At 33.0% G+C, this 25423-nt stretch carries 26 protein-coding genes; 14 read left to right on the top strand and 12 right to left on the bottom strand.

Features of this window, described 5'->3' with window-relative positions; genetic code table 11:
- Positions 1-50: 50 nt before the first annotated feature.
- Together CL818_RS03100 and CL818_RS03105 are read right to left on the bottom strand one after the other, a co-directional pair.
- The gene (locus CL818_RS03100; protein ID WP_286971466.1) at positions 51-608 is read right to left on the bottom strand and encodes a carboxymuconolactone decarboxylase family protein; all 558 of its coding nucleotides are present in this window, start codon (positions 606-608) and stop codon (positions 51-53) included.
- 68 nt (positions 609-676) lie between these two features.
- Positions 677-1240, bottom strand: coding sequence for a TetR/AcrR family transcriptional regulator (locus tag CL818_RS03105; RefSeq protein WP_286971468.1), 564 nt, complete (start codon positions 1238-1240; stop codon positions 677-679).
- Positions 1241-1400: 160 nt separating this feature from the next.
- Here CL818_RS03105 and CL818_RS03110 point away from each other — a divergent pair, with 160 nt between their 5' ends.
- Both CL818_RS03110 and CL818_RS03115 read left to right on the top strand, forming a co-directional pair.
- The gene (locus CL818_RS03110) at positions 1401-2663 is read left to right on the top strand and encodes a putative DNA modification/repair radical SAM protein (protein ID WP_272973929.1); all 1263 of its coding nucleotides are present in this window, start codon (positions 1401-1403) and stop codon (positions 2661-2663) included.
- Positions 2660-3436, top strand: a complete 777-nt coding sequence (locus CL818_RS03115) for a TIGR03915 family putative DNA repair protein (RefSeq protein ID WP_272973928.1) — start codon at positions 2660-2662, stop codon at positions 3434-3436. The genes CL818_RS03110 and CL818_RS03115 overlap by 4 nt, the downstream gene beginning before the upstream one ends.
- A 6-nt stretch (positions 3437-3442) precedes the next feature.
- Here CL818_RS03115 and CL818_RS03120 read toward each other — a convergent pair whose 3' ends face one another.
- A complete protein-coding gene (locus CL818_RS03120) occupies positions 3443-4042 on the bottom strand; it encodes a hypothetical protein (RefSeq protein ID WP_013188153.1) in 600 nt (199 codons plus the stop codon).
- A 77-nt stretch (positions 4043-4119) separates the two neighbouring features.
- Between CL818_RS03120 and CL818_RS03125 the strand changes: the two genes are divergently transcribed.
- Together CL818_RS03125 and CL818_RS03130 are read left to right on the top strand one after the other, a co-directional pair.
- Positions 4120-4998 (top strand): PPK2 family polyphosphate kinase, encoded by an 879-nt coding sequence (locus tag CL818_RS03125; protein ID WP_272973927.1) that lies wholly within the window; start codon positions 4120-4122, stop codon positions 4996-4998.
- 65 nt (positions 4999-5063) lie between these two features.
- Positions 5064-6482 carry a M20/M25/M40 family metallo-hydrolase gene (locus CL818_RS03130; protein ID WP_272973926.1) on the top strand — a complete coding sequence of 473 codons (1419 nt, stop codon included), beginning with the start codon at positions 5064-5066 and terminating at the stop codon, positions 6480-6482.
- A gap of 5 nt (positions 6483-6487) precedes the next feature.
- Here CL818_RS03130 and CL818_RS03135 read toward each other — a convergent pair whose 3' ends face one another.
- Positions 6488-6955: an SRPBCC family protein gene (locus CL818_RS03135; protein ID WP_013188150.1), complete on the bottom strand. Its 468-nt coding sequence runs from the start codon at positions 6953-6955 to the stop codon at positions 6488-6490.
- A 163-nt stretch (positions 6956-7118) separates the two neighbouring features.
- On the opposite strand from CL818_RS03135, the gene CL818_RS03140 reads away from it, so the two are divergent.
- Positions 7119-7964: a DUF2911 domain-containing protein gene (locus tag CL818_RS03140; protein ID WP_286971474.1), complete on the top strand. Its 846-nt coding sequence runs from the start codon at positions 7119-7121 to the stop codon at positions 7962-7964.
- 58 nt (positions 7965-8022) lie between these two features.
- Here CL818_RS03140 and CL818_RS03145 read toward each other — a convergent pair whose 3' ends face one another.
- The 6 genes from CL818_RS03145 to CL818_RS03175 all read right to left on the bottom strand — a co-directional run bounded on the left by CL818_RS03145 (position 8023) and on the right by CL818_RS03175 (position 16321).
- On the bottom strand, positions 8023-9714 hold the full coding sequence (locus CL818_RS03145) for a sodium:solute symporter family protein (RefSeq protein WP_286971476.1): 1692 nt from the start codon (positions 9712-9714) through the stop codon (positions 8023-8025).
- Positions 9715-9823: 109 nt separating this feature from the next.
- Positions 9824-12316 carry a PIG-L family deacetylase gene (locus CL818_RS03150; protein ID WP_272973923.1) on the bottom strand — a complete coding sequence of 831 codons (2493 nt, stop codon included), beginning with the start codon at positions 12314-12316 and terminating at the stop codon, positions 9824-9826.
- Between the two features lie 57 nt (positions 12317-12373).
- Positions 12374-12919 (bottom strand): mechanosensitive ion channel domain-containing protein, encoded by a 546-nt coding sequence (locus CL818_RS03155; RefSeq protein WP_013188144.1) that lies wholly within the window; start codon positions 12917-12919, stop codon positions 12374-12376.
- A 992-nt stretch (positions 12920-13911) separates the two neighbouring features.
- Positions 13912-14505, bottom strand: a complete 594-nt coding sequence (locus CL818_RS03165) for a Maf-like protein (protein ID WP_286971481.1) — start codon at positions 14503-14505, stop codon at positions 13912-13914.
- Between the two features lie 2 nt (positions 14506-14507).
- The gene (locus CL818_RS03170; protein ID WP_502692201.1) at positions 14508-15359 is read right to left on the bottom strand and encodes a geranylgeranylglycerol-phosphate geranylgeranyltransferase; all 852 of its coding nucleotides are present in this window, start codon (positions 15357-15359) and stop codon (positions 14508-14510) included.
- Between the two features lie 122 nt (positions 15360-15481).
- Positions 15482-16321 (bottom strand): DUF1853 family protein, encoded by an 840-nt coding sequence (locus tag CL818_RS03175; protein ID WP_286971483.1) that lies wholly within the window; start codon positions 16319-16321, stop codon positions 15482-15484.
- 128 nt (positions 16322-16449) lie between these two features.
- On the opposite strand from CL818_RS03175, the gene CL818_RS03180 reads away from it, so the two are divergent.
- Both CL818_RS03180 and CL818_RS03185 read left to right on the top strand, forming a co-directional pair.
- Positions 16450-17814: a 2TM domain-containing protein gene (locus CL818_RS03180; RefSeq protein WP_272973918.1), complete on the top strand. Its 1365-nt coding sequence runs from the start codon at positions 16450-16452 to the stop codon at positions 17812-17814.
- A 1-nt stretch (position 17815) separates the two neighbouring features.
- A complete protein-coding gene (locus CL818_RS03185) occupies positions 17816-18145 on the top strand; it encodes a 2TM domain-containing protein (RefSeq protein WP_013188138.1) in 330 nt (109 codons plus the stop codon).
- Between the two features lie 22 nt (positions 18146-18167).
- Here the strand turns inward: CL818_RS03185 and xerD are convergent, their stop codons facing one another.
- Entirely contained in the window at positions 18168-19064 is an 897-nt protein-coding gene (gene xerD / locus CL818_RS03190; RefSeq protein ID WP_272973917.1) for a site-specific tyrosine recombinase XerD, read from the bottom strand.
- 93 nt (positions 19065-19157) lie between these two features.
- Between xerD and CL818_RS03195 the strand changes: the two genes are divergently transcribed.
- From CL818_RS03195 to CL818_RS03220, 6 genes are all read left to right on the top strand, one after another.
- Positions 19158-19757 (top strand): porin family protein, encoded by a 600-nt coding sequence (locus CL818_RS03195; RefSeq protein ID WP_272973916.1) that lies wholly within the window; start codon positions 19158-19160, stop codon positions 19755-19757.
- 127 nt (positions 19758-19884) lie between these two features.
- A complete protein-coding gene (locus tag CL818_RS03200; protein ID WP_219360090.1) occupies positions 19885-20454 on the top strand; it encodes a porin family protein in 570 nt (189 codons plus the stop codon).
- A 73-nt stretch (positions 20455-20527) separates the two neighbouring features.
- Positions 20528-20962, top strand: a complete 435-nt coding sequence (gene aroQ, locus CL818_RS03205) for a type II 3-dehydroquinate dehydratase (RefSeq protein ID WP_013188134.1) — start codon at positions 20528-20530, stop codon at positions 20960-20962.
- Positions 20952-21674 (top strand): Dph6-related ATP pyrophosphatase, encoded by a 723-nt coding sequence (locus tag CL818_RS03210; RefSeq protein ID WP_272973915.1) that lies wholly within the window; start codon positions 20952-20954, stop codon positions 21672-21674. Before aroQ ends, CL818_RS03210 begins: the two co-directional genes overlap by 11 nt.
- A 59-nt stretch (positions 21675-21733) precedes the next feature.
- Positions 21734-22366, top strand: a complete 633-nt coding sequence (locus CL818_RS03215) for a YqaA family protein (RefSeq protein ID WP_013188132.1) — start codon at positions 21734-21736, stop codon at positions 22364-22366.
- Positions 22367-22368: 2 nt separating this feature from the next.
- Positions 22369-22638, top strand: coding sequence for a DUF3817 domain-containing protein (locus tag CL818_RS03220; RefSeq protein ID WP_286971492.1), 270 nt, complete (start codon positions 22369-22371; stop codon positions 22636-22638).
- On the opposite strand, the gene CL818_RS03225 is transcribed toward CL818_RS03220, so the two are convergent.
- Positions 22639-23466: an alpha/beta hydrolase gene (locus tag CL818_RS03225; protein ID WP_272973913.1), complete on the bottom strand. Its 828-nt coding sequence runs from the start codon at positions 23464-23466 to the stop codon at positions 22639-22641.
- A gap of 37 nt (positions 23467-23503) precedes the next feature.
- Between CL818_RS03225 and CL818_RS03230 the strand changes: the two genes are divergently transcribed.
- Positions 23504-24139: a M15 family metallopeptidase gene (locus CL818_RS03230; protein WP_272973912.1), complete on the top strand. Its 636-nt coding sequence runs from the start codon at positions 23504-23506 to the stop codon at positions 24137-24139.
- The last annotated feature ends 1284 nt before the right edge of the window (positions 24140-25423 follow it).

Genomic DNA, 25423 nt, shown 5'->3' on the forward strand with positions numbered 1-25423 from the left:
AAAAATACAGAAACCTAATTAGCTTAGGCTTCTGTATATGTATACTTTTATTACTTAGAGGTTTTCTCCCAAGCAAATTTCTCAAAAGCATCATCAACCGGAGTTTCTGCAATGTGATTAGTGTAATTACTAATTACTTTTTGTGAAAGGCCTAAGATTATTTCTAAGAGTTGTCTTTCACCATAACCAGCATCGTAAAAAGCTTTTAGTTCTTCATCACTTACATTACCGCGATTTTTAACAACAGATAATGTCATTGTACGCAATGCTTCTAATTTTTCGCTAGGTAATTCTGTCTCATTACGAAGGGCNTCTGTAATAGCATCATCTACCTTCATCATCTTTGCAATTCCTGTATGCGCAGGAACACAGTAATGACATCCATGTTCTACATTAATACTTTGCCAAACAACCGTAAGCTCATCATTATTAAAAGATGAGTTTGTAAATAGCTCATGTAAGGTTTGGTAAGCATCTAATAAACCTGGAGCACCAGCTAAAACACCGTGTAATCCTGGAATCATACCATATGCTTTCTGAGATTTTTCTAATAAAGGCTTGCTCTCTTCTGGAGCTGTCTCTGCGTTGTGAATTTTTAATGTACTCATAATTTTCAATTTTAATGTTAGTAATTATTAAACTAAGCAATTGCTTAGTTATAGGGTAAAAAAATAGATTATATATTTTTAAATGTTGTTTCTATATAATCTTCTAGTTGTTCGTCGTTAAGAATTCTAGAACCTAACGACAATCCTAGCATAGATGTCATTAAGTAGTTAGATTCTCTTGTAATATCTTCTTTTGTCTTTGTAGTTTCCTGTTTTAAGTTGTTTATAAACAGAACTTTAATNTCTTCTGTAAACTTTAATAACTCTTTCATNAAATCCTCTTCTGCATTGTTGCCAAGCTCACTNACNGTGTTACAAACTAAGCATCCTTTTCTAGAGGTATTGTCTTTTGTGAATTCTAAAAAATCATAAAAGAACTGTTTAATTCCAGTTGTACCAGAGTTAGAATCNCTTAATTTATGTCTAATAGAATTNAACTGAACTTTGTANGCCTTAATACTTTCTACAAATACACCATGTTTACTTCCAAAACTAGAGTATATAGAAAATTGATTAATTCCCATTTCTTTTTCCAGCATACGTATAGATGTNGTTTCATANCCATTCNTCCAAAAAAGGTTCATTGCTTTTTGGATCACATCGTGTTCGTTATATTGTTTTGTTCTNGCCATAATTTTAAGAGAANACAAAACTAAGCAATCGCTTTGTTTCTTTTTATATAAGTCGGCATTTATTTAAATTCTTACAATATTGGAAATAATCCAATTTATATTATGGAATATTTCCAAGTTATGATTTTCTGAATTATATTTGTGTATAAATTAGAGGTAGATGTCTTTTGATCGACTTAAAGAAAAATTAAATATTCTGGCAGATGCTGCAAAGTATGATGTCTCTTGTTCTTCCAGCGGAAGCAATAGGACTAATAAAAACAAAGGTTTAGGAAATGCATCTGCTTCAGGAATATGTCACACATATACAGAAGATGGCCGTTGCGTATCATTATTAAAGATATTACTTACCAATCACTGTATTTTCGATTGTGCGTATTGTGTAACTAGAAAGAGTAACGATATAAAACGAGCAGCGTTTAAAGTTCAGGAAGTGGTAGATCTTACCATAAATTTTTACAGGCGTAATTACATAGAAGGTTTATTTCTTAGTAGCGGCATTTTTAAAAATGCAGATTACACTATGGAGCGTTTGGTTGCTGTAGCAAAGAAATTAAGGTTGGAAGAAAACTTTAATGGTTACATACACCTAAAATCTATTCCAGGTGCATCAGACGAGTTAATGCGTGAAGCCGGTTTGTATGCAGACAGGCTAAGTGTGAATATAGAAATTCCTACCACAAGCGGCTTAAAGTTATTGGCACCAGATAAAAAACGCGAAGATTTTATAAAACCAATGGTAAAGGTTAAAAATGAGATCATTCAATATAAAGCAGAAAAGAAGCTTATAAAAAGCACACCAAAATATGCGCCAGCAGGACAAAGTACACAAATGATTATTGGTGCAAGTGGTGAGACAGATAAGGATATTATGTATGCGTCTAATTACTTCTATAAAAATTTTAACCTTAAACGGGTGTACTATTCTGGCTATGTGCCAATAAGTTATGATAGCCGTTTGCCACAGATAGGTGCAGAAGTCCCAATGCTTAGGGAAAATAGACTTTATCAAACAGATTGGTTATTGCGTTTTTATGGGTTTGATATTACTGAAATTTTAAATGAACATCATATGAATTTAGATTTAGATATAGATCCAAAATTAAGTTGGGCACTTAGGAATATGAATGAGTTTCCTATTGATATAAATAAAGCAGATGGCAGGATGTTAGCCAGAATTCCTGGTTTAGGAATGCGTAGCGTATATAAAATACTTAAGGCTAGAAAGTTTAGAGCGCTTAATTGGGATCATCTCAAAAAAATTGGGGTAGCACTAAATAGAGCGCAATACTTTATTACTTGCGATTCTAAAGATTTTGAAACGAGAGACCTTACTCCAGAGCGTATTAAAGGCTATATATTACAAAACTCTAAAACTAAATTTAATAGTGCTAGGCAAGCACAATTAAGCCTATTCTCATGACAACACGTTTCACACTAAATTACGATGGCACTTTTGATGGCTTCTTAACGTGTGTGTTTGAAGTGTATGAAAAGAAAATTAAAATATTTAATATTCAGAATATTGCAGTGGCTCAAGATTCTTTGTTTGCGCAAAGTTATGCTGTACAGACAGAAGAGGTAAAAGCTAATCGTGTATGGTCTTCTTTAAAAAAACGCTTAACACCGCAAGCCTGCCACCAACTATATTGTGCATTTTTAAGTGAGCGTACAGGTATAGAAGATGTAATATTACGCTACATACAAAAGTCTTTAAAAAGTAAAAGAAGTATAGCTACAGATTTTTCTGATGATGATGTTTTAAAAGTAGCACAACTAGCTAAAATGGTAAATAGGGAAAAGCACCGTATGGAAGCTTTTATTAGATTCCGGCTTACCAAAAACGGCGTATATTTTGCCAATTGTGATCCAGATTTTAATGTACTCCCATTAATACGTAAGCATTTTTTAAAACGCTACGCAGATCAGCAATGGATTATATACGATTTAAAGAGAGATTATGGTCTGTATTATAATCTGCATAAAGTAGATATTGTAAACTTTCAGTTTGATAAAAACTTTGATCCCACTAAAACATCTTCAGATATGTTTGATGAAGATGAGTTGGTTTTTCAAACCTTATGGCGCGATTATTTTAAAAGCACCAATATTAAATCTCGCAAAAACATGAGGTTACATATTCAACGTGTACCTAAGCGATATTGGAAGTATTTAAGTGAAAAATTACCTGAGTAGGAAAATCTATTTATGAGGTACGCCTTTTACGGGTATATATCTTAAGAACCACATTTTTTCGCCATCTGGTTGTACCCATTCGTGAAACATATCAAATCCATAACGGCGATATACTATCACTACTTTACGTTTTCTGGTTTCGGCATATAATGGTAATTGTAATTTGTCTGCAACGTCCATCATTTTATCTTTCATTTCTTTTGCCGTTTGGGTTTCGTCTCCAAAACCTCTTGTATCTGGTAAGATACCCCAAAACCAACAGTATAAATAATCACCTTCTAACGGGCGTTGAGCTTTAATGTACTTTTGTTTCTTTAAAATTTTAAGTGCATTTTTTATGCCTGTTACGTGGCGTACCAATGCCAATTCTTTAGGAAGATCTTTCCAGAAGTTTTCTTCTTTAGCGTTAGTCTTAAAGAGAATAGCAGTACCAGCGCCATTTTCTGAAACTATAAGTGCGTCTTTAGCTATGGCTTTTTCGACCATGTGCGTTGCTAGGTAATGAAAGCGTTTATCACGGTTTCCACCTTTCTTAACAATTTCCTGTGCGCTAGGCGTATCTTTTAACGTTGTAGCAACGTTTTCAATAATTTGAGCTTTGTTCAATGCAGATAAATTTCGACAAAGATAAAAAAATAGTTATCCTAAAGATTGTATATTTAAAATCCGAATAAAATTAAGCCATGAGACAAATTTCTGCAGACCAATTTAAGATTACAAATTCAACTACTTTAAAAGAGCATTCAACTAAAATAGACTTGCAAGCAGATGAGGATACAGTTAAGGATGCTTTAAAAGATGTTCGTAAAGATTTGGGAGATTGGCAGGATACGCTTTATGCTCATGATAAGTATGCTGTGCTAGTTTGCTTACAAGGAATGGATACTTCTGGAAAAGACAGTTTAATAAGAGAAGTTTTTAAAGATTTTAATGTAAGAGGTGTTGAGGTGCATAGTTTTAAGGTACCTACAGATTTAGAGCGAGATCATGATTACCTTTGGCGTCATTATTTGGCGTTGCCAGCACGAGGAAAATTTGGTGTTCATAACAGGACACACTATGAAAATGTATTGGTTACACGAGTACATCCAGAATATATTTTGGGAGAACAGCTACCTAATGTAACTTCTTTAAGTGATGTAAATGATAAGTTTTGGGATAAGCGCTTTAAACAAATAAATAATTTTGAAGAACATCTTGCAGAAAATGGAACTTTAATCTTTAAGTTTTTTCTTAACCTCTCTAAAGAAGAACAAAAACACAGACTCCTAAGACGTTTAAACAAAAAGAGTAAGAACTGGAAATTTTCACCAGGAGATCTTAAGGAGCGTAAACTTTGGGACAATTATATGGATTGTTATGAAGATGCTATAAACAGAACATCTAAACCACACGCACCTTGGTATATAATACCAGCAGATGATAAACCAACGGCACGTTATTTGGTTGCTAAAATATTACACGACAGCTTAACACAACTTGAAGATGTTGTTGAACCAGAATTAGATTCCGAAATTAAAGCTGAAATAGATAGTTATAAAGCAGAATTAAATAACGAATAAATCCAACTACAACTGTAACAACAGTTTAAAACTACCGTAATTAACGTATAAACGTAACACATACAATGAAATATATTACCTTTTTACTTGCCCTAGTAATCTCTCTAACCACATTCGCACAAAATACATCTGCAGAAAATGATTCTTTAGCTTTACGTAAGCTTTATGATATGTCTTTGCTTAATGGCAAAAGTTATGAGTGGCTAGACCATTTATCTAATCAAATAGGAGGTAGGTTATCTGGATCTATACAAGCAGAACAAGCAGTGCAATACACTAAAAAAGAATTAGAAAAATTAGGTTTAGACAAGGTATGGTTACAACCAGTAATGGTTCCAAAATGGACAAGAGGTACTAAAGAATACGCTTATATAGAAACTAAGCCTGGCGAGAGTAAAACAGTAAACATCTGTGCGCTTGGTGGTTCTGTACCAACACCAGTAAATGGATTAAAAGCTGAGGTTATCGAGGTGCAAGGTCTAGAAGATTTAGCAGAATATGGAAAAGAGCAGATAGAAGGTAAGATTGTATTTTATAACAGACCAATGCGCGCCAACCTTATACAGACGTTTGAAGCTTATGGAGGTTGTGTAGACCAACGTTATGCAGGTGCTGCAGAAGCTGCTAAATATGGAGCCGTAGGTGTTATTGTGCGCTCTATGAATTTGCGCTTAGATGATTATCCACATACTGGATCTATGAGCTATTTAGATACCCCAAAAGATGATAGGATTCCTTCTGCTGCAATTTCAACTAATGATGCTGAATATTTGAGCAGCCTTTTAAAATTAACGCCAGATGCTAAATTCTTTTTTAAGATGAGCTGCAGAACGTTTGATGATGTACAATCTCATAACGTTATAGGAGAAATTACAGGAAGTGAGTTTCCTAATGAAATAATTGTAGTAGGAGGTCACTTAGATTCTTGGGATTTAGGCGATGGTTCACACGATGATGGTGCTGGCGTTGTGCAATCTATGGAAGTGTTACGATTATTAAAAGAGTCTAACATTACACCAAAACGAACTATTAGAGTTGTATTGTTTATGAATGAAGAAAATGGGTTACGTGGCGGAAACAAATATGCAGATGTTGCAAAACAGAAAAACGAAAATCACATTTTTGCATTAGAAAGTGATGCTGGCGGATTTACACCACGTGGATTTTCATTTGATTGTACAGATGCTCAATTTAAACAAGTAGAAGCTTGGAAGCCATTATTTAAACCTTATTTAATTCACTTTTTCGAGCAAGGTGGAAGCGGAGCAGATATAGGACCTCTTAAAAACGGAAACTCTGTATTGGCTGGATTACGCCCAGACTCACAACGTTATTTTGATTACCATCACGCTGCAAATGATACATTTGAGGCAGTTAATAAACGTGAACTAGAGCTAGGTGCAGCAACTATGACAAGCTTGGTATATTTATATGATACATATGGTGTAGAAGGTTTTCCTACAAAGATGCCTTTTAAGAATTAATTAAATTATTCTTTAAACTCTCCATACATCTCAATTAGTTTGTTGTATCTGTATTTAAAAATTTCCTCTAATTTAGGTTTTACTAAAAATGGATGCACAAGTTGTCCTAACCAACCAAACGGTACTTTATAATCTACAATATCTTCCATTTCAACACCACCATCTATCTCTTTAATAAAGTGCTTGTGATGCCATAATGCGTAGGGACCAAAACGTTGTTCATCAACAAAATAAGATTTGTCTTTTACGTGGGTAATCTCTGTTACCCATTTGGTTTTAATTCCTAAAACTGGAGTTACTATATATTGTATTATTTGTCCTGGATACATAGGTCTGTCTGCACCACTTAAAATATGAAACCCCATATAGTCTGGAGTAATTAATTTTAGGTTTTTAGGATTAGCCAGTAATTCCCAAGCTTCATCAATTGTAATAGGTAATTTTTGAAATCTATGTAGTCTATATATCTTCATATCACAAAGATAATATATTGTTTAATCATTTCTTAAAAATAATAAACAAAACTTACATTCACTCAGTGATAAGATCATTTTAATTCAATTCCTTTTAAGATTTCGTTAACATTTCAAGGTGCTTAATAATAGTACTTTAGAGGGCAACTAAAAATTACATTTTATGAAACGTATAGTATTATTTATGAGTGCTTTAGCTTTGTCTGTAGCTACTCAAGCACAAATTAAAACACCAGCACCAAGTCCTGCAGCAAAAGTAATGCAGACTGTAGGTCTTACAGATATGACAGTTGAGTATTCAAGACCAGCAATGAGAGATCGTGAAATTTTCGGAAATCTTGTACCATTTGATAACGTGTGGAGAACAGGTGCTAACGCCAACACTACAATTACATTTAGTGAAGATGTTATAGTTGGAGATGAAAAAGTTCCTGCTGGAACTTATGCGCTTTATACTAAACCAAATGCAACAGATTGGGAGTTCTTTTTATATAGCGATACTAACAATTGGGGAGTACCACAAAAATGGGATGACGGCAAGATAGCTGCAAAAGCTACTGCTAAAGTACAAGAAATGCCAATGGATATAGAAAGCTTTACCATTACTTTTGACGATGTAATGAGTGACTCTGTAAACCTAGGATTATTATGGGAAAACGTGTATGTAGCCTTACCAATAAAGACACATACAGATAAGACAGTAATGGCAAATATTGAAGCTACTTTAAATGGACCATCTCCAGCAGATTATTACGCAGCAGCGGTTTATTATTCAGCTAACGATAAAGACATAAAGAAAGCTCAAGATTGGATGACAAAAGCTATGAGTATGATGGAGCAGCCTGCATTTTGGCAACTGCGCCAACAATCTTTAATTTATGCAAAAGCAGGAAACAAGAAAATGGCTATTGAAACTGCTAAGAAATCTTTAGAAGGTGCTGAAAAAGCTGGAAATGCAGATTATATAAAGATGAATAAAGAGTCTTTAAAAGAATGGGGCGCTAAATAATTTAGAACCTAACCAACTATTTAAACTCCTCAAACTTATGATTCGAGGAGTTTTTTATTTAATGTTCTTTAGCTTTAAAAGTTGTTTGCAATAGGATAGCAATTGCCATTACAATACCACAACCCAAAACATTAAGCCATAGGTAAGGTAGGTAATCCATATACCAAACAAACACAATAATTGCTTGTGTAAGTATGGCAGCTACAAATGTTGCCTTGCTTTTTACATACTTTACAAAAAAGGCAAGTAGGAAGATGCCAAGAATATTTCCATAAAATATTGAACCAATAATATTTACGAGCTGTATAAGATTGTCAAATAAATTTGCGACACAAGCCACTAATATGGCTAAAACTCCCCAACCTAATGTGAACCATTTAGAGGCTTTCACAAAATGCACATCATTTTTTTCTGTAGTAACGTTACGCTTATACAAATCCATAGCTGTGGTTGATGCCAATGCATTTAATTCTGATGCCGTGCTACTCATTGCTGCAGATAAAATTACAGCCAAAAGCAAGCCAATAAGACCTCTTGGAAGATTGTTTAGTATAAAATTTATAAAAACATAATCCTTGTCATTGGTTTCAATTGTAGCATCTGCATTCGTAATTATTGTTTTTGCTTTTTCGCGTACGGCAACTTCTTCTTTGTTTAATTGAGCCAATTGAGATTTTAACGCCTTGTAGTCTTCAGAACTAGTTTGATCTGAAACTTCTGCATACGCCAAACTGGTAATATTCTGTTCTGCTTGAATTGTTTTTAATTGATTTTCAAGTGCAGTGTATTCTTGTACATATTCAGAATTTTGAACAGCTTCATGAGCAGCTGGATTAAAGTTTATAGGAGATGCGTTAAATTGATAAAACACAAATACCATAACACCAACCAATAGAATAAAGAATTGCATTGGTACCTTAAGAAGACCATTAAATAATAGTCCTAATTGGCTTTCACGAACAGATCGACCAGACAAATAGCGCTGTACTTGGCTTTGGTCTGTCCCAAAATAAGATAACATTAAAAAGGTACCTCCTAAAAATCCTGTCCAAATAGTATATCTATTACTAAGATCAAAAGAAAAATCGAGGATTTCCATTTTTCCACTTGCACCAGCAATATCTAAGGCTTTAGTAAAAGTAATATCTTCTGGTAGTTTGCTTACAATAATAAAGAAGGCAGCAAACATACCTGCAAAGATTACGGCCATTTGCTGTTTTTGTGTAATACTTACAGCTTTAGTTCCGCCAGATACAGTATAGATAATAACAAGAACACCAATAATAATATTAAGCGTGAGTAAATCCCATCCTAATACTGCAGATAAAATTATTGCAGGAGCAAATATGGTTATACCTGCTGCTAAACCACGCTGTACAAGAAATAGTATTGCTGTAAGCGTTCTGGTTTTTTGATCGAACCTACTTTCTAAATATTCATAAGCCGTGTATACCTTTAAGCGATGGTAAATAGGAATAAACACCAAGCAAATAATTACCATGGCGATAGGTAAACCAAAATAAAATTGAACGAAACCCATACCGCTATGAAAGGCTTGTCCTGGTGTAGATAAAAATGTGATGGCACTTGCTTGTGTAGCCATGACAGATAAACCTATGGTCCACCATTGTGCTTCATTATTACCTTTTATATAATCTTGTACATTCTTACTGCCCTTAGTTTTATAAGCGCCATAAGCCACGATAAAAAGTAGCGTACAACATAAAATGACCCAATCTATATTCGACATATCTAACTAAATTGATTCATTATAATGTAAAACAACAGGATATAGATAGCATTAACTACTAGTATAACTGTGTAAATAGGTTTCCAAACATACTTTTCAGGTTTTTCCATTACTTTCCTAGTGATATTAAGTTAGTAAATAGGCGATAGGCTCCAGATACACCAGCAGGAAATTCTCTAAAGAAACTTAAGCCTGTATATATATAGTGTCCTTTACCATATTTAGCAATTAGTAAACTTCCCTTTTTAGGAGATTCTCCACTATCATTCATTTCAAAAAGTGGTGTAAACTCTTTAGCCCAATCATCTGGAAAGTACAAACCACGTTCTTGTACCCAACCTTCAAAATCTGTTTGGGTAATCTTATTTGGTGTATTTAACACTGGATGTTCAGGATTTAAAAATGTAACCTTAGCAAACTCATCTGTAACTCGGTCTCTAGAAAGATTTAATTTATAAGGTGCCAAATTCTCTTGAACTAACAACCTGTGTGAGGTGTTATATTGTACAATGAGATTACCACCATTGTTTACATATTCTAAGAGTATAGGCTGTTTAAATTTAAGTGCATCAACCGTGTTGTAAGCTCTAATTCCTACAACAATAGCATCGTATATTTTTAAATTTTCAGCAGTTATGTTATCTACATTTAATAATGTTACGTTGTAGCCTATTTGTCTTAAACTTTCTGGAACAACATCACCAGCACCAACAATATAACCAACATTATTTCCTTTTTTCTTAATGTTTAACCTTACAACTTTACTTTCTGAAGGCAGTAAAACACGTTGTATTGGTATGTGATCATATTCAATGACCTCTAATGCGTTGGTATATGTATTAGTTGCTGTAGTTAGTATTGGAGAGATATAACCTTCATCTTGTTGTTGTGGTGGTGTAACTTTAAAATTTATAGATTGTGTAGCGCCTTTCTGTTTTATGGAAATAGCAGCGCTCTCTGGAGAAACATTCCAAGAATTAGGAACATTTAATTTTAAAGTACCATCTAAAGATGCTGAGTGGGCTGTAACATTAACAGCTATGGTTTTAGAAGCTTCATCTTCAAAGATTACGACATCATCATTTAAGCTCACACTAGCTTTAGGGACAATTTCAAAAGGCATATAAACTTCTCCCTTTACTGGATCACTTGTTTTATATACTATTGGCCTTGTAATAGTAATAGGCATTCCTGCTATGGTTAGCTTAAATTGTACATTATGTGGAGATGGCGTTTGTGGCTTTCCTATAAATGCTTCATTGTCTACGGCGTACATTCCTAAAGTTCCTTTTTTTGTAAGCCAATACGGCGATGTGAATGCTGCAGAATTTGATATTATATAATTATACTGGCGCTCAATATCATTGTTTGGAGTAAGTTCTAAAGTGTCTTCAATAACTTGGTTACTTGCCGGAAACAGGATACTATTTACTCTAATTTTAACAGGAGATCTATTTATTGCTTCAATATTTAAAGGAATATTACTAACTCTTGTTACTGTAGGTGTTGTTGCAGCAGCTTCAAGATAAAGACCTGCACAAGCCGTTATAATTTGCTCTAACTCTTTAGATTTTGTGGTTTTCCAATGAGAGTCATCTAGTTTTTGCAATGCCGTATAAGCTTGCATTAGCATTGGTATACTGGCAGAAGGATCTTTAAAATTATAATTGGTTTCAACAGATTTTAGTAATTTTCCTACAGTCTCTCCATTTTCTAGACGACTCCAAGTGGTGTTAATGCCTTCAAAAAGATTGGATTTATCTTTTGGCATATCGCCATTAATAAGCTCAAGGTAATTTACATCGCTACCACGAGATCCTGTACGACCAAAACCCTGAGATTTATGCTGACTTCTACTTAATGCTGAAATTTCTGAATTAGATAAGCCTTTTGAAGGGTAATACACGCCAGTTTCAAATTCTAATAATTTAGATTTGTCTGCATTATCAAATTTTTCTTGGCTTCCGTAAAACCACCACGATGTATTAAAAAATTGACGTTTTGGTTGCCAAGGTTCTAACGTTTTTAATTGGTCTGTAAACGCAGTAGCTTTTCCTGCCAAACTATAGGCTTCATCACTTAACATTGCAGAAGATGTATGATGGCCGTGTGTTGTTCCAGGAGATCTATGATCAAACCTGTTTATGATAACGTCTGGTTTAAACGTTCTAATCATCTTCACTACATCTGCGAGCACCTCATCTTTGTTCCAAATGTTTAAAGTTTCATCTGGATGCTTTGAGTATCCAAAATCATTAGCACGTGTAAATAATTGTTCACCGCCATCTGTACCTCTGGCAGCTAATAACTCTTGTGTTCTTATTACTCCTAATAGCTCTCTAATTTCTGGGCCAATAAGGTTTTGACCGCCATCACCACGTGTTAATGATAAATATGCTGTTCTAGCATGCTTTTCGTTAGATAGGTATGATATAAGCGTTGTATTTTCATCATCTGGATGCGCAGCCACATACAGTACAGAAGCAAGAACATTGGCTTTTTTTATTGCCTGATAAATGTCTGCCGAATTTAATTTTGTTGGTGCTTGAGAAGATACAGTTGTTGCAATTGCTAAAGCTATTAGCAGGAAAAATTGTTTCATTAACGTAGTTTCAATTTGGGTATTCTCAAAGATACCAAAATCGAAAAGAACGTACAGTTAATAAAACTGATCTTCTTTAGGAGTTTCTGTAGTAGGATCTTCTGGTTTAGGAATATCTTCAAAAGCTATAATACTAACACCTTTTTGCATAAACATAGCGTTAGGATAGGTGATTATAGCATTGGTATTAGTTCTTAATACTACTTGAAAAGCTTTAATATTCTCTATATAACCCTCATAATCATACTCTTTATCATGTATTTTAATGTAGTCTCCAATTTTATATGGAAATGTAAAGAACATAATAATACCACTCGTGATGTTACTAAGAATAGACCATTGGGCAAAAAAACCAACACCAATAACAGCAAAGACTGAAGAAAATACTAAGCCTAAATCTTTTATTTGAACACCCCAAACCATAATAAGTCCTAAGACTGTACAGAAAATGGTAAAGAAATCTACATATCTAATTATAAGTCCTGTACGGTGTTCCATACGCTCAAACTTACGTGCGTATTTCTTTATAATCTTAATGAGCACTAATCTTATAATAATTAGTGTAAGTATTACAATTGCAGATATGATAATTGGGTAGGTCATATATTTTGTGGAATTAAAGTCCTAGGGAATCTCTTAGCACTTCGTGTTTGTTAGCATTTTTATTCCAATATGGTGATTTTAAACGCTTCATCTTAATAGCTTTTGTAGTAAGTGTAGTATTACCATCTGGNTANGTTTCAAACCACGATAAAATCTCAAAAGGAAACTTAGGGTCTTGGTGTATTTTTANAGTTCTGTTTAATTCTGGATACTTNAGAACAGTAACCAATGTGTCTTGTAGTTGNNTTTGTGAAAGATCTACANTATAGGCTTTTAAATCTTTATGCTTCAATCTTAAATATTCTAAAGATGGTATCATACGTTTAGTGTCCAGATTTAGTGTTGTGGGATCTATACGTAATTGTGTCCAAATGTCATGTTCTAATGCAGATTTATCCAATGTGAAATTTTGATCTGCTTCTCCCTGAAAATAGGAATGNGACGTAATTTCATANCTGTTTCTGTTATTTAGCTGCGTGTACACATGACCACACCATTCTTGCACAGATGTAGAAANCTTTAAAGCCGATTGATTATTAGCTACAGGATAAAATATACTCGTCATTATGGAGTAAGGATAAATTCCTGTATTAAACGTTTTTGTGGCATTTAATTTAAGAACAGAAATATTACTATCCTTTTGCTTATCTGCCTTTACTTGTACTTCTGGTAAAAATGGTTCTGTTACAAATACCATCATAGCCGTTCCTTCTCTTAATTCACCATAGCGAGCTTGAGAAAGTTTGTAGCTTGTTAATTCTGCTTCACCAGCATACCAATAAGATTTAAATGCTTCAGACAACTCTTGAGGATTCTTTACTGAAGCATCTGAAGTACTATTGGGTGNATTATAATCTTGGTTACAACCTAATGTTAAAAGAGCAAAAAAGGGTATAAGTCTTAAGGATTTCAGCATAACAGTTAAGGTTTTTTAAAAGGGTTTAATACAGTTATAAAAGTGTAATAATATAAGTATTAAAACTGAAATATCTTTAANGTGTAGATGCGGCAATGGNCANTAACTCCTCATAAACCAAATGCATTGGCATTCCTACAACATTGGGATAACTGCCTTCAATTGATTTTATTGCGATTAACCCAATCCATTCTTGTATACCATAAGCACCAGCTTTATCCATAGGCTTAAAGGTATCTACATAATAAGAAATGGCTTCTTGAGAAATAGGATTAAAGGTTACTTTGGTTGTGTAATTTACAGTTTTGCTTTGGTGCTTTTGAGTAAAGCAAATAGAGGTCATAACCTCATGAGATTTGCCAGACATTTTAGATATCATCTCTTTAGCTTGTTCTGGAGATGTAGGTTTTCCCAAAGCTTCACCTTCAAACCAAACAATAGTATCACTAGTGACCAAAATATCTTTATCGTTAAGGTCTTTAAATGCTGAAGCCTTTAGTTCTGCCAAATAATCTGTTATAGCTACACCTTTTAACTCTGGCGGATAANTTTCTTCGACTGGCTTAAGTTGTACAGTGAAATCTAACTGTAATTCCTTAAAATATTGCTGACGTCTAGGTGAACCAGATGCCAAAATAATATTGAAATCTTTTAAATGATCTTGTAACATAATTAAAGCATGAATTGATAAAACGCCATAGAAATTACACCAAACAACATAACAAGTTTTAAAATACCGCTCAATTTGCGATAATCGTGTTTAGTATCTGCGTTCCAGATTTTTATTAAAACATATAATAAAGGNCCTAGAATAAGAAAAAGAACATATAAAACAGCAACTTGATTTTGAAACATGTAGGTGTATAAATAATATATCAAGCCAATAATTAATAAGGCTGTAACCGAAAATATTACTTTGTTGGTTCTTGTTTTTCCTAAAATTATAGGAAGTGTTTGTATACCAGAATTATGATCTCCCTTTACATCTTGTTGATCTTTAATCATTTCTCTAATAAGGTTAACTGCAAAAGCAAATACTGCATAGTCTAACATTAATCCAAATATTAATGTTTGTACAGCTTTATTTTGAGGTGTTATAGCTGGCATTAAATCATAAATGGCAACTACAATTATAACAAATGCTACAAGCAGGCTAATAACCAAATTACCAACAAGCACAGTACGTTTTAGGTAAGAGGCATATATATAAAGAATAGCAGAAATGCTTATAAATAAAGCAGAAAATCCTGGTTTGCCTATAATATTAGATAAGTAAAAACCTATCCCTACAGCTATAACATTTAAAATTATAAAGAGTGTATAGGCACTTTGCTCTGAAATAGATTTACCTACCAACACATGTTCTGGTTTATTTATCTGGTCTGTCTCTACATCATAAATATCGTTTATTACATTACCTGCTGCAGTAAGGCATACTGTTGCAAGTACTAAAAGCGCATAACCAAAATCACTTAGAGTAATAGTTATACCAAAAGGTTCAAAAAGAAAATAACGCAGGAACACCTGTGTTAAAATAACAAAGATGAGGTTTTGGTAGCGGAAGAGTTTTAAATACTTCAAAGGGACAAAAATTTAGATGACAAAAATAGAAAAATAGGGGACTTGCATAAGCAATTCCACTTAAATTAAGCGTTTGGCCACCAAACTACAAACACTCTTGAAAACGTGTCNTTATGTTTAACCCAAATTAATGGCGCGCGGTTTTCTTTTAAATGAGTTTCGATAGTTAAAATAGCTNCAGCTTTAGACAACCATTCTTTATGATGTTCAGGACTAACACACCAATCTGTTTTTTTTGGAATCGCAAATGCATATGCTTCAGAATAAAAGTCTTTAAATGCTTTTAGTGACATATAACTACCAGAAACACTTTTGGGGTTAATGGTAAATTGGCTTTTGTCTTTTAAAGAAAAAGGAACAAAACAATGCGCCATAAAACAAACTTGCTGTACGCAATCTACAGCGTTAATGTTATATGCTTTTAATGCTCGTTGAGTTTCAGGTTGATGTATTAAAGGTAATTGATGAGCTTTAAGCTTATCCAGTTTTTGCCTAAATGAATCTTTACGATTAGGACCTATCCATTGCTCTGGTTCTGTATTAAAAGTGCTGTCATAAAGATAAAATTTACAAACTTGTTCTAGATGAATAAGTGTATTTGTCTTAATGTCTTTAACTATAAAATCTAACTCGCCAATAGTATTCTTGCCATCTTTTATTTGCAAATTACTTGCAACAACTTCATAGCGTGAACACTGTTGCAAAAGGTTTTCTAAAAACCGTTCAGAACGCTTNCCTAAAAATAAATTGTCTTGTATAGGTTCACCAGCATANCTATCAGTTTGTAATTCTGGNAGCTCAAATTGTGNGAGAGACTCATACTGCCCAAACCACAGTTGAGGTGTGTTTATAAAACCTCTATATTGTTGCTGTAAATTTTGTTCTGCAGTAAAAGTTTTATTCATAGCTACAAAATTACAGTACTAAAGAATAACCAATTGCAATTCGGTATTAAAAAACTACAATTCGGTATATCTAATTGTGTAACTTTAGGAATAGCCAATACATTTGCTACAGTAAAACAAACAAACCTATGTCATCATTTTTCACACATTTAATAAGAGCCTTTTTTGTTGGGATACTTGTNTTTATTATTCTCACTAGCATTCAAATTTGGACAGGTTCTGTATTTGTGCTTAATAAAAATGTGCTTTTAAATTTTCTATATACAGAAGCGTACAGTATCATACTTTACCTTATAAATTATTATACCGTAAAATTTCTAATAGATAGGTTTGGTAAGCATTTGTTTAAGCTCAAGAATATAGTTTTAGGTATAGTTCTTAATGTTTTAGCGACAGCAATAGGTATTTTCTTTTTAAGGCTGTTTACAGAGGTATTTGTTGGCGGCCAAGCTCTTGTGCAGTTTTTAAGTTCAGAAAACCCTATTACTTATTGGTTGTCCTTAACTATAGCGATTACCATAACTAGTATATTTTATATTGTTTACTACAACCAACAAAAGCAGGAAATTGCAGTAAAGACAGAACGTATTATAGCGGGAACAGCATCTGCAAAGTTTGATGCTCTAAAAAATCAATTAGATCCTCATTTTTTATTTAATAGTTTAAATGTATTGTCTTCTTTAATTGAAGAGAACCCAAGAAACGCACAGAAATTTACCACGTCATTATCTAAAGTGTATAGGTATGTGTTGGAGCAGAAAAATAAAGAATTGGTAAGTGTTGATGAAGAGTTAGATTTTGCTAGAACATACAGCAACTTGTTGAAAATGAGATTTGAGGACAGTGTAATTTTTGATATCCCAGAAACTTCAACCAACCCTAATGCCAAGGTGGTGCCATTATCTCTACAGTTATTGTTGGAAAATGCTGTTAAACATAATGTGGTATCTGTTAAAACACCATTGCGAATTAGTATTTATGAAGAAGCAGGATTTTTAGTCATTAAAAACAACCTTCAGGCAAAGGAACATTTAAACAAGCGTCAAGGTGTTGGCTTATCTAACATAAAATCTAGATATGCGCTCTTAACAGAACGTGCTATGAAGATTATTAAAACCCCAAACACTTTTGAAGCAAGACTACCAATATTAACCAAACAACTTTCTATGACAACACAACTTTTAGAAGAGAATACTATTTCTCAAACAGATAATCAAACCAGACTTAAAACCGCAAAGGAGCAAGTAAAGAAGCAACGTGAGTTTTATGGAAACCTTGTAAGTTATTGCTTTGTAATACCATTTTTAGCATTTATTAATTATACGACAATGGGTTGGGGCTTTATGTGGTTTTTATTTCCAATGTTTGGTTGGGGATTGGGCTTAATGTTTCACGCTATGGATGCCTTTGATTGGAACCCTTTTTTAGGCTCTAATTGGCAAGAGAAGAAAATTAAAGAATTAATGAATAAAGATAATTTTAAAAACTACTAAGATGGAAAGACCAGAACAAAATACTTACACAACAAAATATGAGCAAGCAAAAGCACGCGTAAATGAACTTAAAGGCTTTTATAATCACTTAATAGCATATATAGTTGTAATAGTGGGCTTAGCAGGATTAAATTACTACACTAACGAGTTTAGATATGCTTGGTTTTTATGGACAGCTTTTGGTTGGGGTATAGGATTGGCTAGTCACGCATTTAAGACATTTTATGGTAGTGTGTTCTTTGGAAAACAATGGGAAGAACGTAAGATTAAAGAGATGATGGATACAGATGCAACCTATAATGACAGCACAACATCTGGACGTTGGGAGTAAATTAGAATTTAATAAAAAAATGCTATCGTCTTGGGTGAAATTGATTAACCACATCTCTTAAATGTGTTTGGTCTAAATGCATATAAATTTCAGTAGTCGTAATACTTTCGTGTCCTAGCATTTGTTGTATAGCTCTTAAATCAGCTCCATTTTCTAATAGGTGAGTGGCAAAAGAATGCCTAAACGTATGTGGACTTATAGTTTTTTGTAAACCACTTTTTTCAGACAAGTTTTTTACAATAGTAAAAATCATAGCACGTGTTAATCCGCGACCTCTACGATTTAAAAACAGAGTGTCTTCGTGGCCTTTCTTAATATCTTGATGGTTTCTTATTTCGGTTTTATAAATAGAGATTAACTTTTGAGTATGTTCTGCAATTGGTACAAAACGTTGCTTGTTTCCTTTTCCTGTTACTTTTATAAAACCTTCCTCAAAAAAGAGATCAGAAAGATTAAGAGTAATTAATTCACTTACACGTAACCCGCAACTGTATAAAGTGTCAATCATAGCTCTATTTCGTTCGCCTTCTGGCTTACTAAGATCTATATGCGCAATTAAATTGTCTATCTCTTCTAAGGATAATGTATCTGGTAATTTTCTACCTATTCTAGGAGATTCAATTAAATCAACAGGATTTGTTTCTCTATAATCTTCAAAGACCAGATAGTTGAAGAAGCTTTTTAATCCAGAAATTAATCGTGCTTGAGAGCGCTCATTCATGTGTTTGGCAACCTCATATACAAATACCTTAGTTAAGGTTGCATCTATTTTAAGAGGAGAGCTTTTTAGGTTGTTGGTCTCTAAAAACTTCATAAGCTTTTCAACATCATATGAGTAACTCTTAATGGAGTTTTTGGAGAGCCCACGCTCAATCTTAAGGTAGTGTTGGTAGTCTTTAAGCGCTTGTAACCAAGTCAATTTATTTAACGTTTTTTAAGTTATGATTAAGAATTAAATAACATAGTTGTAGGAAAACAACTTCTAAATTCGCTTAAAACTAAAACTAAAATTATGAAAAAACTATTTTTATTTGCAGCAATCGCTGCGTTCGGTTTCACAAGTGTACAAGCACAAGACGGTGTTTCATTTGGTGCAAAAGGTGGTGTTAACTTTGCAAAGTTAACTGGTGATGATGTAGAAGATGCAGATGGTAGAACATCATTTCACGTAGGTGCAATTGTAGAAATACCTGTTTCAGATCGTTTTTCTGTACAACCAGAGGTATTATATTCAGGACAAGGTTTACAGAGTGAAGAAGATGGTATTGAGTCTAAGATTAAGCTAGACTACGTTAATGTACCAGTATTAGCTAAGTTTTATTTAACAGATGGACTTAGTTTAGAAGGTGGTCCTCAATTTGGATTCTTAGTAAACGACGAATTTGAAATTGAAGATAGCAACGGAAACTCAATTGAAGTTGAAGATTTAGACGCAGCTTCATTTGATTTAGGTGCTGCTTTAGGCTTAGGATATAAATTCACAAACGGTTTATTCTTACAAGGTCGCTACGTATTAGGATTATCTAATGTAGACGATTCTGAAGAAGAAGGTGCTTTTGAAGATGACTTAACTAACTCTACTTTACAATTTTCTGTAGGTTTACAGTTCTAATAAAGTATTGAAAGTATCATTAAAAGGGAAGCTATTATAGCTTCCTTTTTTATTTTAAGAAAAATTTAAAGTTCAAATTATACCATTTGGCACGAATCTCGTTATAGGAATAACAAAATTTATACATATGAAACGTTTATTAGTATTAGGAACATTATTTATGTTCTCCGTAATTACAGTGCAGGCACAAGAAGTTTCTTTTGGTTTAAAAGGAGGTTTTAACGCTGCAAATACAAAAACAGATTCAGGCTTTGAAACTGAAACAAGAAATGGTTTTCACGTAGGATTATATGCTGAAAATAGATTGAGTGATGTTTTTGCAATACAACCAGAATTAATTTACTCACAACAAGGTTTTACAGAATCTAACGGAGCTTCAGAACGCGAGCAAAAGGTAGATTATTTAAACCTTCCGGTAATGCTTAAGGTTTATGTTATTCCAGGATTGTTTGTAGAAGCTGGTCCTCAAATTGGATTGGCCATTAACGATAAAGAAGAAATTAATGGTCCTTTCTTTACATCTGAGACAGAACGTGACCCAGATTCTTTTGATTATGGTGTAGGACTTGGTGGTGGTATAAAACTATTTAATGGTCTTATGGTTGGTGCACGCTACAATATTGGTTTAGGTGAACTTTATGAAGATGTTGAATTTAATAACCGCGTGTTTCAAGTTTACTTAGGAATAGAACTATAATTTAATTAATTATAAATTCGTTCAAAAAGCCACGTTGCACATTGTAATGTGGCTTTTTTAATACCTTTACAGTATGAAATTACTCATTATAAATGGCCCTAATATAAATTTATTAGGCAAACGTGAACCTGGTATTTATGGCACTCAATCTTTTGAAGATTTTTTTGTAAACCTTCAATTTAAATATAAAGATGTAGAGTTGTCTCATTTTCAATCTAATGTAGAAGGAGAGTTGGTAACTAAACTTCAAGATGCAGATACAGAGTTTGATGGCATTATATTAAACGCTGCAGCATACACACATACTTCAATTGCAATAGGAGACGCTGTAAAAGGTATCATGACCGCAGTGGTCGAAGTTCATATTTCGAATACATTTTCTAGAGAAGAATTTAGGCATAATTCATTTATCTCGCCTGCAGCAAAAGGTGTTATATTAGGCTTCGGAATGCAAAGTTATGAATTGGCCATACAAAGCTTTTTAAATACAGTTGAAGATGAAGGCTAAAGCGTTTTTAAATTGGAGTAGTGGTAAAGATGCAGCATATACACTACAACTTTTAAATACCTTGGAAGAATATAAAGTTGAAGCTTTAGTAACTACCGTAAATTCTGAAAATAACAGAGTCTCTATGCACGGATTACGCGCTGAGTTTTTAGAACTACAAGCAGAAGCATTGGGCTTAAAATTAAAAACTATTGCGTTGCATGGCCAGGTTTCTATGGAAAGCTATAATAAGACTATGCAAGACGCTGTTTCAGCTTTAAAAACATCAGGATTTACGCATAGTGTGTTTGGGGATATCTTTTTAGAAGACCTAAAATCTTACAGAGAAACGCAATTACAGGACATTGGTATTTGTGCCGTTTTCCCATTATGGAAAAAGAGTACCACACAACTTTCTAAAGAAATTATAGCTTCAGGCGTTAAAGCAATTGTAGTTTGTGTAAATGCTAACGTGTTAGATAAGTCTTTTTGTGGTAGGGAATACAATGAGCAATTTTTAGAAGACTTACCGAAAGAAGTAGATCCTTGTGGTGAAAATGGAGAGTTTCACACCTTTGTTTATGATAGCCCATTATTTAAAAACAGCATAAAATTTACTGTAGGAGATATTGTAAATAAAACCTACAAACCTGTTTCTAAAGGCAGTAATTGTCACAAAGACAATACAACTTGGGATACTTCGTTTTGGTATGCAGATTTACTACCAAACTAACAGCAATTTCTTTGCTTAAATGTCCCATCAGGCTTACCTTTGCAACACTAAATTTATAAATGAAATCTGAAGATTCAAAACATAAAAGATCTACACCTAAAAAGTCTCGATTTAGACTATTACACCAATATTATAGCTATACGGGATTTTATAAATTTTTAGGTACCAGCTTAAAGAAGGCATTACCACCTATATTAATATTTATAGGTATTTTAATGGGTATACATTATTTCGTTATTGATATTAATGAATTACTTGTTAAGATGACAGAAACGTATTCTGCCATTGTAATACTTACAGTGTTTTTTATATCAGAATCTATTTTAGGTATTATTCCTCCAGAAATATTTATTGCTTGGAGCGATAAGACAGATGCACCATTGGTATACTTATCTATCATTGCATTATTATCTTATTTAGGAGGTATTATTTCCTACTTTCAAGGTGTTCTTATCACTAAAATTCCTGCAATGCACGAGTATTTAGAGGTTAAGATGGCTAAGCATGTAAATAATACTAGAAAATGGGGTGGTTTTCTAATTATTGTAGGAGCACTTTTACCTATACCATTTGCAATGACAAGTATTGCTGCTGGTATGATTAAATATCCATTTGTAAGTTATTTATTATTCGGGTTGTTGCGTTTTGTAAGATTTTACCTTTACGCTCTAGCTATCTTTAGTTTGGTATAGTTATGTTGAAAACATTTAAAATTGTTAGCTATTTAGAAGGTATTTCATACCTGCTTATATTATTTGTTACAATGCCCCTAAAATATATTTGGGATATGCCAGAAGCTAATATGGTAATTGGTATGGCGCATGGTGTACTTTTCTTACTCTATATAGCTTTAGCAGTTTTTATGAAACAAATTTTATACTGGAATATAAAGACTTTCCTCATTGTCTTGTTGTGTAGTATTATTCCATTTGGTACGTTCTGGATGGATAAAAAATACCTGTAATTAATTAGCATTCATAAATGCTTTAATTTCTTTAGCTCTATTATTCCAAGGATAAAAGTACTGCACAATCATAGGTACGTGTTTTTTATCTAATTTAATAAGTTTTGCTTCGGGTTGTACCTTGAGTAACTCTTCTCTAAATATTCTATTTCCTTCAATAATAGAGTTATAGGTTTTTGTACCTAGATAGGTAAAAATAGGAGGTGTTTCAGTATCTATGTGATAAAGTGGAGAAGCTTCTTTCCATAGTTTAGGGTTTGTAGTCCAAGTGGTTACATAATTATCTGGTTCTTCTTTTGGTGGGTTTTCTTTAAGATAACTATACATATCTAAGCCTGCTGCATCATTTAAGATTATACCTTTAATTTTAGATGTTTCTCCTTTATACTTTGGAGACATTGTTGCCAAAGCTGCTAAATGTGCTCCTGCAGAGTGTCCTGTAATAAAAATCCGTTCTGGATTACCACCATAGGTTTCAATAGTATTATATGTCCACGTAATAGCTTTAGTAACCTGTTGTGCCATTGTATCATAATTAGCATTTGGGCTTAAAGTGTAATTTGGAATTACTGTAACAATATCTTCCTTGCCAAATTGCCTTCCCATAAAACCATACATATCTTTATTGCCACTATTCCAATTTCCGCCATATATAAAGATGATAACGTCTTTAAGCTCTTTTTTAGATGATCTGGGTGTAAAGACATTTAATTTTAAAGGTTTTAAATCGTGATGTTCTGTATAACTTATATCTTTAAACTTTTTAGTTGCACAACTTGTAAAGACCATTAATATAATACCAATTGAAAGAATTTTCTTTGCAGACATTTTTATTTTTTAAAGCTTAAAATTACCATTTATTTTAGTGAGATTAATCATAAAACAAATCTGTTTAACTGTTTGTAGTGCATTGTTTACCATCAATTCATTTCAAGCTCAAAGCACTATTGATGACACTTTAGTAAACCTGAAATCAACTAGTGATGAATTTTTTTATGACATACGTTATGCAACAGCTAATAATTTTTTAAAATCTGCTTTTTACGATTGTCCTAATTGCTATTTACAGCCAGATGTAGCAGAAGCACTTTATTTAGCCAATCAATATTTTTGTGAGTTAGGTTATTTTATAAAATTATATGATTGTTATAGGCCTATAGCTAAACAGAAGCTAATGTGGGATGCTTACCCTAACCCTATGTATGTTGCCAACCCATACACTAAAGGCTCTATACATAGTAGAGGAGCAGCTGTAGATCTTACTTTAGTAGATGAGAGAGGTTGTGAGCTTGATATGGGAACACCTTATGATTTCTTTGGAAGAGCAGCACATATTGATCATACCAATTTACCAAAAGAGGTAATAGAGAATCGTAAACTACTTCAAGAAGGGCTTCTTAAATTTGGTTTTTTAACTATTAGAACAGAGTGGTGGCACTTTAGTTTCAAAGCAAATTACCGGTATAAAGCTTTAGATATACCATTTAACTGTGAAGAGTAATACTAGAAAAAAGAATCTAATTTATCTTCAAAATTGGTATTTTGTAATATAGCATCTCCTGAAACTATAATACCATCTTCATCTATAAATATTACCTTGTTTATAAAGTTTGTGTATAGTTGAGGTTGAAAAGGAGCATCAACAAGTCTAACTTCGGTATTGCGATTATAGTTATAATTGTCTAACAACTTTGTCCAGTCTTCAAAACCTATAAGGTCGGTATTTACAGCTATAAACAAATATTCTGGATGCTCTAAACGTATTTGGTTAATTTTATGATGCTTTGAGGTTAAGCGTTGAGAAAAATTATTATTCCAGAAATAAATTACAGTTTTAGATTTCACTCTATTTGTAATAGGTTCCTTTTTACCACTTATATCCTGTATAATAAAGCTTGAAATCGATTTTCCAGCAAATAAAGAACGTTGCAAGTCTGCTAGATTATTAAAGAAATCTAAGTTTTTTACTGATGGGTGAACANTATGAATTAGCCTCATAGTCTCCATCATATCTTCCATAGTATTGGACAATAGTAAGGCTTCTGTACCTAAACGTTTAATAAANCGCTGTTTAACACTTTGTTCTTTTATAATACTATCTACAGTTACAAGCTTAGCTCTCAGGTTTGTTAGTTCACTTTCTTTGTAACATTCATCTGGTGAGTTAGTAGTAACACATTGTTCTGCTGTAATATTCTTTACATAAGTATCTAATGTTCTTAAATAGATATAANATTTNGAAAGNNGTTTACTATTAAAGTTTAAAGAATCTCTATAGCTTAAAAATTCATTAGAGAAGACATTAGATCTATTGTATTTATTTTGAAGATACACATACTGCTCGTTCTGAAAGTAATATTGATAATCTGCACTAGTTTTTGCAAACGAAAAGAAATTATCTGAAAATTTAAACTTTTTATGTTGTCTGTTAAGCTCCTTTANTCTGTTATTATATATACTATCTGAAATCTTTTTAAATTCTTTTGGAGGATAAGATTCAGACTTTTTAATGAAGTTTACACTGTATTCGTCTTCTAGGAAAGTGTTTATTAATAAGTTGTTTTTTTCACTGCCNTCTCCACTAAATGAAAGGGACTCATCAAACTCTTCGGTATTTAAATAGATACCAAGGCTATCACCAGGTTCNAGAAAAAACAANTGGCTTTCTGAAAAATGCTTNATCCAGTAAATNTCAGATGCTGCAGAGTCAAACTTATATTGAAACTGGTTTTGTTCATCTAAAAATATAGTATCTGCATTACCATTTGTTTGTAAAATGGTAATA

Source organism: Croceibacter sp. (assembly GCF_002716225.1).
In the GTDB taxonomy this organism is placed as follows: domain Bacteria; phylum Bacteroidota; class Bacteroidia; order Flavobacteriales; family Flavobacteriaceae; genus Croceibacter; species Croceibacter atlanticus.

What these genes read in the sequence shown, in the direction of transcription:
- CL818_RS03110 (WP_272973929.1), top strand. Translation starts at nt 1,401, where the DNA reads ATGTCTTTTGATCGACTTAAAGAAAAATTAAATATTCTGGCAGATGCT.
- CL818_RS03115 (WP_272973928.1), top strand. Translation starts at nt 2,660, where the DNA reads ATGACAACACGTTTCACACTAAATTACGATGGCACTTTTGATGGCTTC.
- CL818_RS03125 (WP_272973927.1), top strand. Translation starts at nt 4,120, where the DNA reads ATGAGACAAATTTCTGCAGACCAATTTAAGATTACAAATTCAACTACT.
- CL818_RS03130 (WP_272973926.1), top strand. Translation starts at nt 5,064, where the DNA reads ATGAAATATATTACCTTTTTACTTGCCCTAGTAATCTCTCTAACCACA.
- CL818_RS03135 (WP_013188150.1), bottom strand. Translation starts at nt 6,955, where the DNA reads ATGAAGATATATAGACTACATAGATTTCAAAAATTACCTATTACAATT.
- CL818_RS03140 (WP_286971474.1), top strand. Translation starts at nt 7,119, where the DNA reads ATGAAACGTATAGTATTATTTATGAGTGCTTTAGCTTTGTCTGTAGCT.
- CL818_RS03145 (WP_286971476.1), bottom strand. Translation starts at nt 9,714, where the DNA reads ATGTCGAATATAGATTGGGTCATTTTATGTTGTACGCTACTTTTTATC.
- CL818_RS03150 (WP_272973923.1), bottom strand. Translation starts at nt 12,316, where the DNA reads ATGAAACAATTTTTCCTGCTAATAGCTTTAGCAATTGCAACAACTGTA.
- CL818_RS03155 (WP_013188144.1), bottom strand. Translation starts at nt 12,919, where the DNA reads ATGACCTACCCAATTATCATATCTGCAATTGTAATACTTACACTAATT.
- CL818_RS03185 (WP_013188138.1), top strand. Translation starts at nt 17,816, where the DNA reads ATGGAAAGACCAGAACAAAATACTTACACAACAAAATATGAGCAAGCA.
- CL818_RS03195 (WP_272973916.1), top strand. Translation starts at nt 19,158, where the DNA reads ATGAAAAAACTATTTTTATTTGCAGCAATCGCTGCGTTCGGTTTCACA.
- CL818_RS03200 (WP_219360090.1), top strand. Translation starts at nt 19,885, where the DNA reads ATGAAACGTTTATTAGTATTAGGAACATTATTTATGTTCTCCGTAATT.
- aroQ (WP_013188134.1), top strand. Translation starts at nt 20,528, where the DNA reads ATGAAATTACTCATTATAAATGGCCCTAATATAAATTTATTAGGCAAA.
- CL818_RS03210 (WP_272973915.1), top strand. Translation starts at nt 20,952, where the DNA reads ATGAAGGCTAAAGCGTTTTTAAATTGGAGTAGTGGTAAAGATGCAGCA.
- CL818_RS03215 (WP_013188132.1), top strand. Translation starts at nt 21,734, where the DNA reads ATGAAATCTGAAGATTCAAAACATAAAAGATCTACACCTAAAAAGTCT.
- CL818_RS03220 (WP_286971492.1), top strand. Translation starts at nt 22,369, where the DNA reads ATGTTGAAAACATTTAAAATTGTTAGCTATTTAGAAGGTATTTCATAC.
- CL818_RS03225 (WP_272973913.1), bottom strand. Translation starts at nt 23,466, where the DNA reads ATGTCTGCAAAGAAAATTCTTTCAATTGGTATTATATTAATGGTCTTT.